The sequence below is a fragment of the Streptomyces sp. NPDC004284 genome, assembly GCF_042874035.1.
In the GTDB taxonomy this organism is placed as follows: Bacteria; Actinomycetota; Actinomycetes; order Streptomycetales; family Streptomycetaceae; genus Streptomyces.
In genome coordinates this window covers 766,833-782,417 of the sequence record NZ_JBIAMJ010000002.1, presented here as the reverse complement: position 1 = coordinate 782,417, position 15,585 = coordinate 766,833, and the positions used below count along the sequence as shown (strand labels likewise).

Here is a 15,585-nt window from a genome sequence, read left to right as displayed (position 1 = left end):
AGTTCCCGCACCGACCGCCCGAAGGAGATCGACGATGAGCCGCCGCACCGGAGCCTTCGCCATCTGGGGAGACGTGGCCCTCCCGGCCACGCTCACCGTCGCGGACCTGCGCAGGGACTGGGCCCAGCACCGGGCCGAGGTCGTCTTCGACTGCGCGACGGCCGGCCCGCAGCACCACAGCTTCGAGGGTCCGCTGCTGCGGGACGTGGTGGCGGCGGCGCGTCCGGGATTCGATCCGGCCCGGCGCAAGGAGCGGTCCCGCTTCCTGCTCACCGTGAGCGGCGGCGACGGGCACCACGCGCTGCTGTCCTGGGCGGAGATCGACGCCGACTTCGGCGGCGCCCCCGTCCTGCTCGCGACCCGTCTGGACGGGGAGCGGCTCGACGCGCCGGGCACGCAGCTGGTCGTCCCCTCCGACCGCTGCGGTGCCCGGTACGTGAGTGCCGTCACCGGCATCTGGGTCGGCGGCTTCCGGGCGCCGCGCGCGCCGGAGGCCGAGGTCACTCCCGTATCCGGTAGAGCCTGATGTCCCGGTTCACGAACAGGTGGACGTAGCCGCACGACCAGCAGATGAGGCCGGTCGCCGACTCGTTCGCCCACGCCATGTTGAAGAACTCCGCCCCCGTGCTGTTCAGCTTCACCTCCCGCTCGCGGAAGGTGTCGCCGTCGCACACCTGGCAGCGGATCGGCTTCTCACCGATCGCCGCGTGCACCGGCTTGGCCATGGGTCACTCGCTCTCTCCGCCGGTTCCGGCGGTGTTCAAGTTCGGGTGCGGGTTCGGTCGGAGCGATTCCGTCGCCCGGGTGATCGCCGTCTCGACGGCCGTGATGCGGTCGGCGAGCAGGGCGAGGGCGGCGACCGCCCGGGCCAGGGGCTCGTCCCCGGAGCCGCCGGGCGTACGGGTGCGGGAGCGGGCGGCGCTCAGCTCCGCCCGGCGCCCGGCCTGCGCGGGGGTGAGGGTGCCGCGCAGGGAGGCGAGCTTGAGGAGGTTGGCCTCGGCCTCGGTGGTGAGCGTCTGGGCCTCGGCGGTGTAGTGGTCGTCGAGCAGGGCTCCGATCTCGGCGTCGTCCATGACGGGCTGGATGCGGGACACGATCTTGTTCATCGTCCGGTAGGACCCCTGGAGGCGGAACGGCGGTTCCGTGCGGTCCTCGTCGGCTGTCGCGGCGGAGGCGATGTACTCCTCGTTGACGGCGAGGACCGTCTTCCGGGCGGTGAGGAGATGGCGCAGGACGGCGAGGATCCGGTCGAGTTCGGCCGGGGCGTAGGGGTGGGTGAGCCGATCGCGGCGCGCGGCCGGGTCCCCGGCCGCCAGGCGGGTCAGCAGCTCCAGGTCCGCGCGGTCGCGGCCGGCGAGCGGGGCGAGGACCGGATGGGAGGTGAGGGCGTTCTCGACGAAGCTGAACGCGAAGGCCTCCTCCTTGCCGGTCAGGACGTCGCCGAGGTTCCACACGTCGGCCCGGTCGGCGAGCATGTCGGGCACGCGGAAGGCCCGCCCGGACTCGGTGTACGGGTTCCCGGCCATGCAGACCGCGAAGCGTTTGCCCCGCAGGTCGTGCCCGTTCAGGGTCCGGGTGGCGTCGCAGAGGGGGATGAACTTCTGCAGGAACTCCGGCGAGGTGTGCTGGATGTCGTCCACGTACAGCAGGACGTTGCCGGCGGCGGCCAGGGCGAAGGCGATCTTCTCCAGTTCCCGGCGGGCGGTGGCGTCGGGCGCCGCGGCGGGGTCGAGGGAGGTCGTCCGCCCGCCGAGGGCGGGGCCGTCGACCTTGACGAGGAGCAGGCCGAGGCGTTCGGCGACGTACTCGATCAGGGTGGTCTTGCCGTAGCCGGGCGGGGAGAGGAGCAGCAGCAGCCCGTGGGTGTCGCTGCGCTTGGCGTCCCCGGCCGCGCCGAGCTGCTTGGCGAGGTTGTCGCCGACGAGGGGGAGGTAGACCTCGTCGACGAGGCGGTTGCGGACGAAGGAGGACATCACCCGGGGCCGGTACTCGTCCAGGCGGAGCCGGGCGCGTTCGCCGGCGAGGAGGTCCGCCCGCTGCCGCTGGTAGGCGCGGAAGGCGGGCACGTCCTGGGCTGCGAACTCCCTTGTCCTGGAAAGGAATTCGTCGAGTCGCAGCTCCATCGACCGGGCCCGCACGCGGGGGTGGGCGCCCAGGAGTCCGGTGACCGTCGTCGTGGTCGGGGCGGCGACCTCGTAGCGGTCGAGCCCGGGGCACAGTTCGACGGCGACGGCCTCGGCGAGCACGCCCGCGTCGTGCCGCTCGCCGGACGCCGTCGCGTACGCGGTGAGCCAGGCCTCGACGAGCTGTCGCCGCGCGCCCGGTTCGGTCAGGGCGGCGAGGGCGTCGTCGTAGGCGGAGGAGCCGACGGCGTGACGGAACCCTTCGAGCAGGGTGCGCGCCGCGCCGGAGACGGCGAACCCCGGTGGCCCGGAGGCGAGTTCGGCGATCAGGTACGAGGCCGCCGCCAGGTCGCCGGTCGCCTCGGCCAGCTCCTTCCGCAGCCCGTCGAGGGCCGATTCGGCACCGAAGAGGTCCCGGGCCCGCGTCAGCGCGACCGCGCGGTGGGTCCACTGCTCGCGCGCCTCGGCGGTGGTGGAGCGGTCCCAGAAGATCTGGGCGGCCGCGCGCGCCGCCCCGGGGTGGCTCAGCGGTCCGGCGCCCTCGCTCAGGGACAGGACCGCTTCCAGGATCAGCGCCGCGTCGTGGTCGTGGACACCGCGCTCGTGGCCCTCGTCGTGGGCGGCCTCGGCGGCCCGGCGCGCGAGGGCGCCGAGGTCCGCGCCGGCCAGGCCGCCCGTGCCGTGCTCGGCCAGGAGGCGTGCGGCCAGGTGCTCGGCGCGGTAGACCTCCGGCGACTCGGAGGGCAGGGTCCGGCCCCAGTACGGGCGGGTCGCGGCGAAGGCCGGGTCGGTGACGGGCGCGCGGTAGTCGGTTCCGGTCAGCGCGAGGGCGAGGGCGTCCCCGTGCGGTACGAGGGTCAGCTCGGGGGCCTGCCGGGTGACGGCGAAGCGGTGCCGGCCGAGCCGGATCGTGTCGCCGCCGTCGGAGAACAGCTCGGTGCGGTCCCGCAGGGCCCGCCCGGCCTCCTGCCGGGCGGCGGCGAGCCGGCTCTCCAGCTCCTCCGCCCGTACCTGGTCGCCGAGTTCCCGCAGCTCGGCACCGGTGCGCCGGATCCTGGCGACCATGGGGTCGGAGGCGAAGTAGGTGTGCACCTCGTCCAGACCGGTCAGGCTCGCGGCCCGCCGGGCGATGGCCTCCAGGACCCGGCCGGCCGAGTCGGCGAGCCGCTCGGCGCGGCGGGCGCGGGCGTCCTGGAGGGCTTGCCTGCGCGCGGTGAAGGCGTCGTGGATCTCGGTGCGCCGCTCGGCGATGTCCGCGAGGAAGCCGTCGTGCTCGGCGAAGCGGGACTCCAGGTTCTCCAGCTGGAGCAGGATCCGGCCGGACTGCTCGTCGCAGCGGTCAGGGGTGTCGGCGGCGGCCAGCGCGCCCGTGACGGCCTGGCCGAGCAGGGCGAGCTCGGCGGCGAACTCCGCCCGGCCCTCCTGGTCGAGGAGTTCCGCGCGGCGGGCGGCGAGGAGGGCCCGGGCGCGGTTGAGCGCGCCCAGGACGTCGGCGATCCGCGCCAGGATCGAGGCGCGGACGGTCGCGTCGCCGATGTCGAGGCCGCTGATGACCTCGCTGAGGGTGTGCAGCTCGTGGGTGCGCGCGTCGAGCCGTTCGCCGGCCGGGCCCGTCTCGGCGACGGTGGCCAGTGCCCCGGCCCCGGCGGCGAGCCGTTCCGCCTCGGCGTGGTGCGGGGCGAAGGCGTCCTCGCCCCGCAGGAAGGCGACGGCCCGTCGGGCGGCCGAGGCGATGTCGGCCTCGACGTCGGCGGCGAGGGTGTCGATGCCGTCCGTGTCGGCGTACCGCATGTCCCTCAGGGTCACCAGGTGCCCCTGGGCCCGGCGGAGTTCGGTGATCCGGGAGATCCACTCCGCGGCCGTGGCGGGCGCCTCGCCCCGGATGCGGCGGACGAGCCTGCTGATCTCCTGGGCGGACTCGGCGAGGGCCTCGGCGGCCTGCCGGGTGAGAGCCGTCACGGTCCCGAACTCGTCGAGGACCTGGGCGGCGGTGGCCCGCAGCGCGGTCAGCGGGGTGGCCAGGTCGCCGGCTTCCGGGTCTCCCAGCCAGTGGTGGACGTCGGCCGCGCGCGTACACGCGGCGACGAGCGCCTCGTACACCTCGCCGGCGGGGGTGAGTTCGGTGGCCTGCCGGGCGATCGACAGGCAGTCGGCGACGCCCCGGACGAGGTCCGCGTTGCCGATGCGGGCCAGCGGGCCGTCCGCCACGGGGCGCGGGTGGGTGTCGGAGACGTACGGGGTGCGCCAGATCTGCACCGGGTGGACCCGGCCCGGCTCGCCGGACCCGTCGCGCAGGACGGCCATCGTCCCGTCGTCGAGCAGCGCGTATCCGCGGCAGACGACCGGGGCGGCGATCTCCTTGCCGATCACGTCGTACGGGAGGAGCAGGGTCCGGCTCTCCTCCGGCGCGGGGCCCTCCGTCGGGGTGCGGCCCTCGGTCCGGGTGCGGAAGACGTGGAGGAGGTGCTCCCCGTCGGGCGAGCGGACCGCCCGGTCGAAGGCGAGGCCCGCCGTGTCGGTGTCGAAGGTCTTCACGGTGCCGGACGCGAGGCAGTAGCCGCCAGGGAAGACGACCCCCTCGTCCTCGGGCAGCCGCAGGCACGCCTGTCCGATGCCGTCGAGCCTGACGACGTCGCCGGTCAGGGTGTTGAAGACGAGGTGGCGGCGGATCTCCTCCCGGTACGGGCGGACCCGCACCAGGATCAGGGCGCCCACGACCGCGTACGCCACCTCGGCGTCGGCGAGGGACTGCAGCGGCTCGTCGACGGGCTCCGTGTGGACGGCTCCGGCGGTCTCGGTGTCGTCGTCCGTCCTGACCGTCAGCGTCCCTCCGACGGTGGAGACGAAGAGGCGGCCGCCGAGCGAGATGCGCGGGTGCCGTCCCGGCACGTGGTCGTCGCGGGTGGTCTCCACCCAGTCGACGTCGTCGGAGGGAGGCAGGACGTGGTCGCGCTCGCCCTGGGCGTCGAGGAACCGCGTCTCGCCGGAAGGCCCGACGGACCAGCGCAGGACCCGGAGGTCGTCGCCCTTCTCCCCCGTGCGGAACACGGCGAGGATCCGGTCCTCCACCCGCCGCAGCCGGAGCAGGCGCGCGCCCCGGTAGTAGCGGTGCAGCGCGGAGAACTCCCGTACGAAGGCGGGGTCGTCGAGCAGTCCGGGCACCGTCCGCGCGGGCAGCGGGTTCAGGTCGCGGTCGTGGAGGGTGAGGACATCGGCGACCGTGACCTCGGAGGGCCCCGAGCCGGACGGCCGGGTGCCGAGGAGCAGCAGGCCGTCGCCGACGGGGACGAGGTCCTGGGGCACGCAGGCGCGCTCGGTGCCGATGCGGCCGGTGCCGGTGAGGGCGAGCTCGCCGGAGCCGAAGGCCGCGATCCGGGCCTTGTCGAGGTCCCCGGCGCGCCCGGCCAGTTCGGCGGCCTGCGCGCTGAGCCGGTCGCGCAGCACCGTGTACGTGTCCTGGTCGATTCCGGCACCCATCTCGTCCCGCTCCTTGTACCGTGGTGAATACGGGTCCGGTGCCGCCAACTCCCCCGTTTGCCGGCACCGGACCCTCCATGACCGCTCCCCCGGGGCGGTCAGCTCTCGGCAGCGCCGTTCCTGGCCTTCGCGAGGAGCGCGGAGGCGGCGCTGAGGTTCTGCACGTCGGTCGTGGACAGCGAGCTGAGCACCTTGGTCAGGTCCTCCGTGAAGGAACCGGAGCCGTCCAGCCAGGGGCCGGCGAGCGTCTGTGCGGTCCGGGAGTGGTCGACGAACCCGTCGACCGACCTGCCGAGCGCGATCGACTCCACCAGACGGTCGAGGAAGACCGACTCCCCGCCGACGATGTTGATGTCGGCCTGTTCGAGCCCCGTCGCGAGGACGGTGGCCTGCGCCTCGGCGACCTGCCGCTGGACGTCGAGCCCGGCGAGCCTGATCTCCTTCTCGGCCGCCAGCCGCAGCCGGTACTCCTCGTGGGCGCGCGAGGCCCCGTCCAGCGCGGCCATCGCGGCCGCCTTCTCGGTCAGACCGGCCGCTTCGGCCTTGAGCTTCTCGCCGATCGCCGTGGCCTCGGAGAGCGCCTTCTCCCGCGTGCCGACCGCTTCGGCGCGCAGCCGTGCCTCGGTGGCCTCCGCCTCGGCGCGGCCGGTCTTCTCGATGACCTCGGCCTCCATGTCCCGCACCCGCATCGCGGCGAGGCCCTCGGCGGCGGCCTCGGCCTGGACGCCCTCGGCGAGGCGCATCTTGGCGCGGGCGTCCAGGTCCGCCGCCTTGTTGCGGGCCTCCGCCAGGGTGAGCTCCTCCGCGGCCCGGTGGACGGCGGCCTGCTCGGCCGCCTCCGCCGCCTTGATGTCCTTGACCAGCTTCTCCTGCGCCTCCGCCTCGGCGGCGATGACGACGGCCTGCCGGGTGCGCTCGGCCTCCTCGACCATGCGCAGCCGCTTGATGGACTCCTCCTGCTCGGCGACCGTGCGGTCCACCGCGACCCGCTCCCGGATCACCTCGGCGATCTCGCGGCGCTCGGCCTCGACCTCCTTGTCGGCCGCGATACGGGTGAGCTGGGTCTCCCGCTCGCGGGCGATGACCTCCAGGAGGCGGTCCTTCTCGATCCGCTCGTTCTCGACGGCGATGACCCGCTCGCGGTTCTTCTGCGCCACCGCCACCTCGCGGGCCTGGTTCTCGCGCTGGACGCCGAGCTGCTCCTCGGTCCGGAGGAAGGCGGTCTGCGCCCGCAGCCGCTCCTCCTCCACCACGCGCGCGGTCTCCGCCTCCTCGCGCGCCCGCGAGGTGTCGATCTCCCGCTTCTGCTTGATCTCCGCGTCGGCCTGACGCCGCTCCAGCTCCAGGATGGCCTCACGGGCGTCGACGTTCTGCCGGGTGATCTCCTTCTGCTCGTTCTGCCGGTACTCGTTGGTCCGGATGTTCTCCACGGCCGTCAGCTCGGTGATCTTGCGGATGCCCTGGGCGTCGAGGATGTTGCCGGGGTCGAGCTGGCTCAGCGGCGTCTGCTCCACGTAGTCGATGGCGGCGTCCTCCAGGTGGTAGCCGTTGAGGTCGATGCCGATCAGCTCGATGATCCGGAACCGCAGTTCCTCGCGCTTGGTGTAGAGGTCGGTGAAGTCGAGCTGCTTGCCGACGGTCTTGACGGCCTCGGAGAACTTGGCGTGGAACAGCTCCTCCAGGGTCTCCTGGTGACTGGCCCGGGAGGTGCCGATGGCCTGCGCGACCTTGATGACGTCGTCGACGGTCTTGTTGACCCGTACGAAGAACGAGATCCGGATGTCGGCGCGGATGTTGTCCCGGCAGATCAGCCCGTCCCGGCCCATCCGGGAGATCTCGAAGGTCTTCACCGAGATGTCCATGACCTCGGCCTTGTGCAGGACGGGCAGGACGATCTGCCCCGTGAAGGTGACGTCGACCTTCCGCGTCCTGGAGACGATCAGCGCCTTGCCCTGCTCCACCTTGCGGAACAGCCGGCCGGCCGCGAGGAGCAGAGCGACGACGACGAGCAGGACGGCGGCGGCCAGCACGCCGATGCCCCCGGTGATGGCGTCCATGAGAAACCCCCGTGTCCCTGTGTGGTGTCGACGGAAGGAGGCGGGAGCCGCTCACTGTTTCCGTCTCCCGGCATCGGGCCGTGCCCGGCGCCCTCCCGCGGGGCCATCCTGAGGCATGATCACCGGCTTGGCACTGCCGTGATCCGGCAGTGTTCGAGGCCTTCTCGATGCCGGTGACACACCCCTGCGGACGGCGTGTCACCCTTGATCACCGCGTCAAGAACTCGTCAGAGACGCGTCAGGACCGGGGGAGGAACCATGGCGGAGAGAGAGTCGGCCGAGGAGTATCTGGACGGGTACGCCGAGATCCTGGCGGGGGTGTGCGCGACCCGCCGAAGACTCACCCGGGAGGAACGCGAAGCCCTGGGCGCGCTCGGCGAACGGGCCGCGGAGGCCGGCATCGGGCTGCGGGCGCTCGTCCGGGCCCATCTCTCCGCCGCCCAGCAGGTGCGCCCCGGCCTGCCGGGGGCCGCCGCCGAACATCTGCTGGGCGCCGTCGAGCAGGCCGTGGACGCCTTCGCCGAGGGACACGAGCGGGCCCAGCACCTGGCGATGCGTCAGGAGGAGGCGGCGCGGCGCGAGTTCATCGAGGACCTGCTCTACGGCCGGAGCGATCTCGGCCGCCTCGCGGAACGGGCCGAGCGCTTCGGGCTGCTGCTCTCCCACGCCCACGCCGTGGCCGTCGCCCAGGGCCCGGAACCGTACGGCGACGGATACGCGGTCACCCGTACCGTCGAGTCCTCGCTCGTCGCCCGCTTCGGCAACCGCCGCATCCTGCTCACCACCAAGGACGGGCGGCTGGTCTGCGTCGCACCGGGCGACGAGCCCGAGGTCCTCACCCACTTCGCCAAGCAGGCGTACGCGGCCGCCGACGGCTGCCAGGTGGCCATCGGCCGCCCGCACCCGGGCGCGGGCGGCGTCGTCCACTCGTACGAGGAGGCCCTCAACGCCCTCGCGCTCGCGGCCCGCATGAACCTGGACGAGCCGGTCCTGCGCGCCGCCGACCTCCTCGTGTACCCCGTCCTCACCCGTGACCGGCAGGCCATGGCCGACCTCGTGCGGACCATGCTCGGCCCGCTGCAGCAGGCCCGCGGCGGCGCGAAGCCCCTGCTCGACACGCTCACGGCGTACTTCGAGACCGGCTGCGTCACCGCCCAGGCGGCCCGGAGCCTCAGCCTCAGCGTGCGGGCCATGACCTACCGGCTCGACCGCATCCACCGTCTGACCGGCGCGGACCCCGGCGATCCCGTCCAGCGCTACACCCTCCAGACGGCCGTCATCGGCGCCCGCCTCCTGGACTGGCCCGATCAGCCACTGTGACACGCGCCTCCGTGACACCAGAAGGACCGTTACGCTTCAGATGTGCACCCCAACTGGTCACATGCCGTGGTCAGTTGTCGGTTTCCGGTCGTCCGTGGCGGGCAGGTTTGGAGAGCCGCAGGCCGGGCAGCGCCCGTCCTCGCGGCGGACCGGTGCGGGCGAGGACAGAAGGAGGTCGGTCCCCATGACCGTGCGTGCCGTCGAGGTTCCCCTGCTGTGGATGCCGTACGCGCTACGGGTGAATCCGCACCTTCCGGCGCTGCACGAGGAGAGCGAGTCCTGGGCGCGCGCCATGGGCATGCTGGAGGGCTGCCCCCGGCCCCCGGCCCGCCCGGCGATCTGGAGCCGGTCGAAGTTCCACGCCATGACCGTCGACCAGCTGACCGCCTGGACCCTTCCCGACGCCTCGCTCGCCGCCCTCCGGCTCAACCACCGGTTCAACATCTGGGCCCTGGCCTGGGACGACTACTTCGCCTCCGCGTTCAAGCAGACCGGCGACCTTCCCGGGGCGCGGGCCTTCACCACCCGCCTGCACGCCTTCCTGCGCTCCGAGCCCGGCGCGCGCACGCCCGAGCCGACGAACGCCGTCGAGCGGGGAATAGCCGACCTCCAGCAGCAGCTCTTCCCGCCGCGGCTGACGCACTGGCGCACCGAGTTCAACCGGGCCCTGGCGCGCTACGTCGACGCGGGGGTCGAGGAGCTGGCCAACAGCCTCAGCGGCCGCATCCCCCACCTGATCGACTACGCCCCGTTCCGCCGGGAGAGCTTCGCCGCCTACACCGCCCCCTACTCCGTGGAACTGGCCACCGGCGCGCGCATACCCGAGCCGATACGGCACAGCCGCACCGTCCGCGCCCTGCTCGACGCCTTCATGGACTACATGGGGCTGGCGAACGACATCGCCTCCTACGAGAGGGAGGTGCACGAGGAGAAGGACGTCAACAACCTGGTCCTGGTCGTGGGAACCTCCCTGGGCATCTCCCTCCGCGACGCCGTGCCCGCCGCCCTGCACCTGGTGAACGCCCGGCTGCGGGACTTCGAGCACCTCCGGCAGAGCGAACTGCCGCTGCTCGTCCGCCGGGCCGGCCTCGACCGCGACGAGCGGGCCGAGCTGGAGACCTGGCTCCGGGGAGCCTGCGGATTCCTCTCCGGCCTGCACGCCTGGTACACCGGAGCGCCCCGCTACGCCTCCGCGGACCTGTCGTTCCGGGAGTGAGGGCAGCGGGGACGCCCCTGCGCGGGCCTATCCCAGGCCCAGGAAGCGCCTGACGCGCGTCAGCCACGTGACCCGGGGCTCGGGCCGCCGCGCCGTCCCGGGACCCGACACCGGCGGCACGGCCGCCGCGGGCCGCCCGTCGCTCCGGGCCGGCGGGGCCGGGAGCGGATCCGGGAGGTCGTCGCCCTGCGGAGGCCGGGCGACGAAGCTCACGGGCAGGGCCGTGAGATGCCGGGCCCAGGTGGAGGAGCGCCAGCTGAGGCTCTCCTCGGGGACGGACAGGGCGATGTCGGGGAGCCGGGTGAGCAGGATGTCGATGCCCGCGTCGGCGATGATGCGGCCGATGTCCTGACCGGGGCATTCGTGCGTACCGGCGCTGAAGGACAGGTGCGCGCGGTTGTGGTGCACGGGGGTCGCGGAGTTCGGGCGGATCGTCTGGTCCATGTTGCCCGCCGCGAGACCGAGGAGGAGCATGTCCCCCGCCTTGATCTGCTGTCCCCCGAGGGTGGTGTCGTCGTTGGCCCAGCGGCCCGGACACACCATCAGCGGCGGCTCGTCCCAGAGGACCTGCTCCACCGCCTCGGGCAGGGTCATCTGGCCGCCCGCCAGCGAACCGCGGAACCGGGGGTCGGTGACGACCATGCGCAGGACGTTGGACATGAGGTTGGCGGTCGTCTCGTAGCCGGCGAGCAGGATGAGACGCAGGTGGTGCTGGACCTCCTCGTCCGTGAGGCCCGCGGGATGGGACATCAGCGCGGAGGCGATGTCGTGCCCCGGGCGGGCGCGCTTCTCGACGACGAGCTGTTCGAGGCACTTCAGCACGAAGTCGTTGCTGGCGAGCGAGGTCTCGGTGGCCTTGAACAGGTCGCGGGCCGCACGCACCAGCGCGGGCGCGGACTCGTCCGACATCCCGAGCAGATGGGTGAGGGTGAGCATGGGCAGGTGCTCGGCGAACCGCTCCACCAGCTCCACCTCGCCGTCCTCGCAGAACGTGTCGATCAGCTCGTGGGCGAAGCGGTTGATGGTGCGCCGGACGCCCCGGTGGTCGAACTGGTTGAGGCCGGCCGTGACCGCGCCGCGCAGCCGCTGGTGCTCCTCGCCGTCGGCGCAGACGCAGTCGGGGCGCCAGCCGATCATCGGCACCAGCGGGGAGGTGGCGGGGTCGATCTCCCCGCTCCGCCAGCCGTGCCAGACGCGCGGGTCGCGGGAGAACTGGGTCGGGCGGCTGGCCACGTCGCGGTTCTCCAGGTACCCGAGGACGAGCCAGGCGCGGACGTCGCCGTCGAGCAGGACGGGCGCCACCGGCCCGTGGGCGGCGCGCAGGTCCTCGTACAGGCCCATCGGATCGGTCGCCGCGGCGGGGCCGTAGAGCCGGGTGGCTCCGCCGGGGCCGTCGCCGATGTGGGCCGGGCAGCCCGGGGGCGGGACCGCCCCGGTCTGTGCGGTGGCGTGTTCGGTGGGTGGGACGGTCATGCTGTCTCCTGGGCGGCGGCGAGGGTGCACAGGTAGCCCATCAGCGAGAGCAGGGCGTCGCGGCAGGACGCCCGGTCCCGTGCGTCACAGGTGACGATGGGCACGGATTCGCTGAGGGCCAGAGCGGCGCGCAGATCTTCGAGGGGGTACTGCGGGGCCTCCGGGAAGGCGTTGACGGCCACGACGAACGGGACACGGCGGTCTTCGAGCCGGGTGATGACCTCGAAGGAGACCTCGATCCTGCGGGTGTCGACGAGGACGACGGCACCGAGCGCGCCTTCGAAGATGCCGTTCCACAGGAACCAGAAGCGCTCCTGTCCGGGGGTGCCGAACAGATAGAGGATCAGCTCCCGGTTGATGCTGATCCGGCCGAAGTCCAGCGCGACGGTCGTGGTCTTCTTGCCCTTGGCGCCGGGGTTGTGGTCGATCCCGACGCCTGCCTGCGTCATGGTCTCCTCGGTGGTCAGGGGCGGGATCTCGCTCACCGCCCCGACCATGGTCGTCTTGCCGACTCCGAAGCCGCCGACGATCACGACCTTGACCCCTCTGGCGCCGTGAGGCAGCAGCAGGTCGGTGTCGCGCCGGCCGGCAGCGAGTACGTCAGAGCTTGCGTAGTCCATGGATCACCGCCTCCAGTAGGCCGCGTTCGGGATAGGCCGCCACGGGTACGGGCGCGATGGCCTCGACCCGCTCCTCTTCGACGAGCTGGGCGAGCAGCACGGTGACGACGCTGAAGGGAAGGCTGAGGTGGGCCGAGACCTCCGCCACCGAGAGCGGGTAGGTGCACAGGGTGAGGATGGCCGACTGCTCGGGCTGCATGGCGGGGTCGGGCTCGGACCTCGTCGCGATGAGGGTGACCAGGTTGAAGTTCCCGGCCGAGGGGTCCGGGCCACCGGTAATGACGTAGAGCGGGACGGGTGTGCCTTCATTCCAGGGGCCCTGGTTCTCCGATGTCACATCGCCTGCCCGATGTCCTCACGGGGAGGGCTGGTCATGTGCTGGCCGATCCGGATCACCAGCGTCCGCATGCGGTCGCCGAGGAGTCCGGCGTCCACCTCCGGGTCGGCGAGGACCGCGAGGTAGGCCCCCGGGCCGGCCGCCATCAGGGAGAAGTAGCCGCCGTCGGCCTCGATCCCGACCATCCGCGTCGATCCGTCCCCCTCCGGGAACATCTGCGAGATCGCCCGCGCCAGGCTCTGGATGCCGGAGCAGGCGGCGGCGATCGCGTCGGCGGCGTCGGGGGCCGTGTTCGCCTTCCCGATGCACAGGCCGTCCGACGACAGGACGACCACGTGTCGCACGTACGGGACGCTGTTCGCGAGCTCCGTGAGCATCCAGTCCATGTTCGGCAGTGGCTGCATGTTACTCGTCCTCATCTGACGGATCGCTGGGGGAAGGTGAAGGTTCGGCGACCGGTTTCCTGTCGCCTCTCTTGTCGCCGTTGAACGCCTCCCACATCAGGCCCGGCGGGCGGGAGCTGCTCCGGCTGGGGCGGGAGGCCGCCGGATCGGCGTCGGGCGCGGGGCCCGTCTGGACGACCGGTGTCGGGACGGGCGAATCGCGCCGGCGCTGCGGGAGCGGGAGCGCGGGCGCGGGCGACTCCCGTCGCCGCTGCGGCAGCCCGTTGGCGGTCCTCCTGACCTCGACGGTGTCCGTGCCGGCCTCGGGCGCCGGGGTCGGCCGGGGCAGGACGGGGCCGCGTGCGCGCCTCCGCAGGATCTCGGGGGTCAGCAGGGCGGACTGGGGCACCGTGGTGATCAGGGTGCGGGGGACGAGCACCACGGCCCGTACGCCTCCGTAGGCGGAGGTGCGCAGGTCGACCTCGCAGCCGTGCTCGCGGGCCAGCCGGCTGACGACCGGGAGGCCGATCTGGGTGAGCTCGCCCAGGCCGGACAGGTTGACGCCGGTCCGCGACTGCGCCATGACGCGCTCGACGCGCTGCCGGACCTCCTCGGTGAGGCCGACTCCGCGGTCCTCGATCTCGATCGCGATGCCGGAGGGGACCTCGCTCGCGGTCACCTCGACGGGGGTGTGCGGCGGCGAGAACGTCGTGGCGTTGTCGAGGAGTTCGGCGAGGAGGTGCATGAGCGGCTCGGCGCCGGGGCCGACCACCGCCACCTCCGCCACCGACTGCAGCTTCACGCGGGGGTAGTCCACGATGCGGGACATGGCCCCGCGCAGGACGTCGTAGAGCGGGATCGCCTTCGACCACTGGCGCCCGGGGCGGGCGTCGCCGAGGACCGCGACGCTGGCCGCGAGGCGGCCGATCAGGGCGTTCCGGTGGTCGACGCCCTGCAGACCGCGGGAGACCACGAGGTCGTTGCCGTGCAGGATCTGCATGGCGTGCAGGTCCTTGGCGAGCTGGTGCACGATCGCCTGGACCCTGCGCGCGACCGCCACGAGGGCGCGCTGGGAGGCGTCCCGGGTGTGCTCCTCGGCCTCGACGGCGTCCAGGGAGGTCCGCAGGGCGGCCCTGAGGGCCTCGGTGTAGTCGGGGTCGAGGTGCTTCCCGAAGGTGACGGCCCGCAGGACCTCCGAGGCGGGGGCGCCCTTGTGCAGCCGGGTGATGGCCACCGGGAGGAGTTCCTCGGCGAGCCAGGCGACGGCGGCCCGCTGGTCGTCCAGGCGGCCGAGCAGCTCGGCCTCCCGCTCGGCGTGCCTCTCGGCCGCCTCGGCCCTCGCCCGCGTGTGCCGGTCCGCCTCCTCCGCGCGGGTTCGGCGCGCGGCCGTGACCGAGGTGGCCGCCGCCAGGAGGACCGCGGCGAGTCCGCACCAGGCGACCGGTGGCCGTATCTGCGCGGAGGACACGAGCAGCGCTATCGCGGTGGCCACGGCCAGGACGCAGGGCGGGAGGAGCCATACCCGGCCGACCTCGGCCGGCCGGGATCTGGAGATTGAACCTGCACGAACCATCAGGGGTCCCTAAACAGTCTGAAATGAAACGGACTGAGGTGGATGCGGCGCGCCGATGGTGACTCGCTGTGAGCGCGGCGCAACACATCGGGGAGCATAGTCAGTTCGGGTTCGCCATGTGACCTTGCTGGAAGGACAGCCTCCAGCGGTCATTTGGACCCCATAAAACGACCGATTGCCGAATGAAAATGCAAGGAACCGATCACGTTCGGGCGTACGCGGGTACGACTCTACCCCCGGCCCCGTCGCGGGTGGCGACGGGGCCGGGGGCAGGGGCGTCTCGGGGCCGGTCCGGGCGAGGCGGCCGGTCGTCCGTCAGGACGAGGCGCGGGCTCCCCTCGCGCGGCGGCGCAGATGGATCGCGCCGCCCGCGACGACCCCGGCGAGCAGGAGGCCGCCCGCGGCGAGCGGGGCGGCCGGGGAGTCCGTACCGGAGTCCGCCGCGGTCCCGGCGGGGCCCGCGGCACCGGCCGCCCAGCCGAAGCCCGCCTCGACGCCGCCGTGCGGCCGGGCGGAGATGTGGTACGTCACGGTCTGCTTGATGCGCGGCGGGCACTTCAGGGTGATCGTGTCCGTACCGGAGGCTCCTTCCGGCACCGTGAACTCGCCCACCAGGACACCCTGCCGGCCGCGCGGCAGGAGGTGGAACTTGCCGCCCACCTCCGACTCGCCCTTGCCGTAGGTCTCCTTGCCGCAGGCGGTGGTGGTGACGGTGACGGTGGTGCCGGGGGACGCGTTCATCGGGTAGACGTGGACATCGGGATCCCCGGGGACGGCGAGGGCCGCGGGGGCGGACAGGACGACGGCGCCGACGATCAGGCTGACCTGCAGACCGGTACGTGCGCGACGCATGCTTCTCTCCTTCGGTGGAGCTTTCCGGCCGGCTTCTTCGCGCGGCGCCTGTGCTGTGCTCCGTGCACGAGGCAAAGGCCGGTCCGGGGCCCCCGCAACACGGGGAGCACGTTCGGCCGTACTCCGGCCGGGCGCACGCGCGCCACCGCCCCGG

12 protein-coding genes are annotated in these 15,585 nt (G+C 73.0%); 3 read left to right on the top strand and 9 right to left on the bottom strand.

Annotation, left to right across the window (positions count from 1 at the left end; genetic code table 11):
- The first annotated feature begins 34 nt into the window (after positions 1-34).
- Positions 35-526 (top strand): molybdopterin-dependent oxidoreductase, encoded by a 492-nt coding sequence (locus tag ACFYUS_RS08660; RefSeq protein WP_388847331.1) that lies wholly within the window; start codon positions 35-37, stop codon positions 524-526.
- On the opposite strand, the gene ACFYUS_RS08655 is transcribed toward ACFYUS_RS08660, so the two are convergent.
- From ACFYUS_RS08655 to ACFYUS_RS08645, 3 genes are all read right to left on the bottom strand, one after another.
- Positions 501-725: a hypothetical protein gene (locus ACFYUS_RS08655; protein ID WP_388847329.1), complete on the bottom strand. Its 225-nt coding sequence runs from the start codon at positions 723-725 to the stop codon at positions 501-503. The genes ACFYUS_RS08660 and ACFYUS_RS08655 overlap by 26 nt on opposite strands.
- 3 nt (positions 726-728) lie before the next feature.
- A complete protein-coding gene (locus tag ACFYUS_RS08650) occupies positions 729-5,600 on the bottom strand; it encodes a DNA repair ATPase (RefSeq protein WP_388847327.1) in 4,872 nt (1,623 codons plus the stop codon).
- A 98-nt stretch (positions 5,601-5,698) separates the two neighbouring features.
- A complete protein-coding gene (locus ACFYUS_RS08645; protein WP_388847325.1) occupies positions 5,699-7,657 on the bottom strand; it encodes a flotillin family protein in 1,959 nt (652 codons plus the stop codon).
- Between the two features lie 258 nt (positions 7,658-7,915).
- Between ACFYUS_RS08645 and ACFYUS_RS08640 the strand changes: the two genes are divergently transcribed.
- On the top strand, positions 7,916-8,977 hold the full coding sequence (locus ACFYUS_RS08640; RefSeq protein ID WP_388847323.1) for a PucR family transcriptional regulator: 1,062 nt from the start codon (positions 7,916-7,918) through the stop codon (positions 8,975-8,977).
- Positions 8,978-9,161: 184 nt separating this feature from the next.
- Positions 9,162-10,193, top strand: coding sequence for a hypothetical protein (locus tag ACFYUS_RS08635; RefSeq protein ID WP_388847321.1), 1,032 nt, complete (start codon positions 9,162-9,164; stop codon positions 10,191-10,193).
- A gap of 27 nt (positions 10,194-10,220) precedes the next feature.
- Here ACFYUS_RS08635 and ACFYUS_RS08630 read toward each other — a convergent pair whose 3' ends face one another.
- The 6 genes from ACFYUS_RS08630 to ACFYUS_RS08605 form a co-directional block, all read right to left on the bottom strand.
- Positions 10,221-11,666, bottom strand: a complete 1,446-nt coding sequence (locus ACFYUS_RS08630) for a cytochrome P450 (RefSeq protein WP_388847318.1) — start codon at positions 11,664-11,666, stop codon at positions 10,221-10,223.
- Positions 11,663-12,286 carry an ATP/GTP-binding protein gene (locus tag ACFYUS_RS08625; RefSeq protein WP_388847316.1) on the bottom strand — a complete coding sequence of 208 codons (624 nt, stop codon included), beginning with the start codon at positions 12,284-12,286 and terminating at the stop codon, positions 11,663-11,665. Before ACFYUS_RS08625 ends, ACFYUS_RS08630 begins: the two co-directional genes overlap by 4 nt.
- Positions 12,267-12,623 carry a DUF742 domain-containing protein gene (locus ACFYUS_RS08620; protein ID WP_388847314.1) on the bottom strand — a complete coding sequence of 119 codons (357 nt, stop codon included), beginning with the start codon at positions 12,621-12,623 and terminating at the stop codon, positions 12,267-12,269. The genes ACFYUS_RS08625 and ACFYUS_RS08620 overlap by 20 nt, the downstream gene beginning before the upstream one ends.
- Positions 12,620-13,027: a roadblock/LC7 domain-containing protein gene (locus ACFYUS_RS08615; RefSeq protein ID WP_388847312.1), complete on the bottom strand. Its 408-nt coding sequence runs from the start codon at positions 13,025-13,027 to the stop codon at positions 12,620-12,622. The genes ACFYUS_RS08620 and ACFYUS_RS08615 overlap by 4 nt, the downstream gene beginning before the upstream one ends.
- Before the next feature lies 1 nt (position 13,028).
- A complete protein-coding gene (locus tag ACFYUS_RS08610) occupies positions 13,029-14,498 on the bottom strand; it encodes a sensor histidine kinase (protein WP_388847310.1) in 1,470 nt (489 codons plus the stop codon).
- A 396-nt stretch (positions 14,499-14,894) separates the two neighbouring features.
- Positions 14,895-15,431 carry a sortase gene (locus tag ACFYUS_RS08605; protein WP_388847308.1) on the bottom strand — a complete coding sequence of 179 codons (537 nt, stop codon included), beginning with the start codon at positions 15,429-15,431 and terminating at the stop codon, positions 14,895-14,897.
- Positions 15,432-15,585: the final 154 nt, after the last annotated feature.

Bases quoted from the DNA above. Each gene is read 5' to 3' on its own strand.
- ACFYUS_RS08660 (WP_388847331.1), top strand. From the start codon at position 35: ATGAGCCGCCGCACCGGAGCCTTCGCCATCTGGGGAGACGTGGCCCTC.
- ACFYUS_RS08625 (WP_388847316.1), bottom strand. From the start codon at position 12,286: ATGGACTACGCAAGCTCTGACGTACTCGCTGCCGGCCGGCGCGACACC.
- ACFYUS_RS08630 (WP_388847318.1), bottom strand. From the start codon at position 11,666: ATGACCGTCCCACCCACCGAACACGCCACCGCACAGACCGGGGCGGTC.
- ACFYUS_RS08640 (WP_388847323.1), top strand. From the start codon at position 7,916: ATGGCGGAGAGAGAGTCGGCCGAGGAGTATCTGGACGGGTACGCCGAG.
- ACFYUS_RS08645 (WP_388847325.1), bottom strand. From the start codon at position 7,657: ATGGACGCCATCACCGGGGGCATCGGCGTGCTGGCCGCCGCCGTCCTG.
- ACFYUS_RS08650 (WP_388847327.1), bottom strand. From the start codon at position 5,600: ATGGGTGCCGGAATCGACCAGGACACGTACACGGTGCTGCGCGACCGG.
- ACFYUS_RS08615 (WP_388847312.1), bottom strand. From the start codon at position 13,027: ATGCAGCCACTGCCGAACATGGACTGGATGCTCACGGAGCTCGCGAAC.
- ACFYUS_RS08655 (WP_388847329.1), bottom strand. From the start codon at position 725: ATGGCCAAGCCGGTGCACGCGGCGATCGGTGAGAAGCCGATCCGCTGC.
- ACFYUS_RS08635 (WP_388847321.1), top strand. From the start codon at position 9,162: ATGACCGTGCGTGCCGTCGAGGTTCCCCTGCTGTGGATGCCGTACGCG.
- ACFYUS_RS08605 (WP_388847308.1), bottom strand. From the start codon at position 15,431: ATGCGTCGCGCACGTACCGGTCTGCAGGTCAGCCTGATCGTCGGCGCC.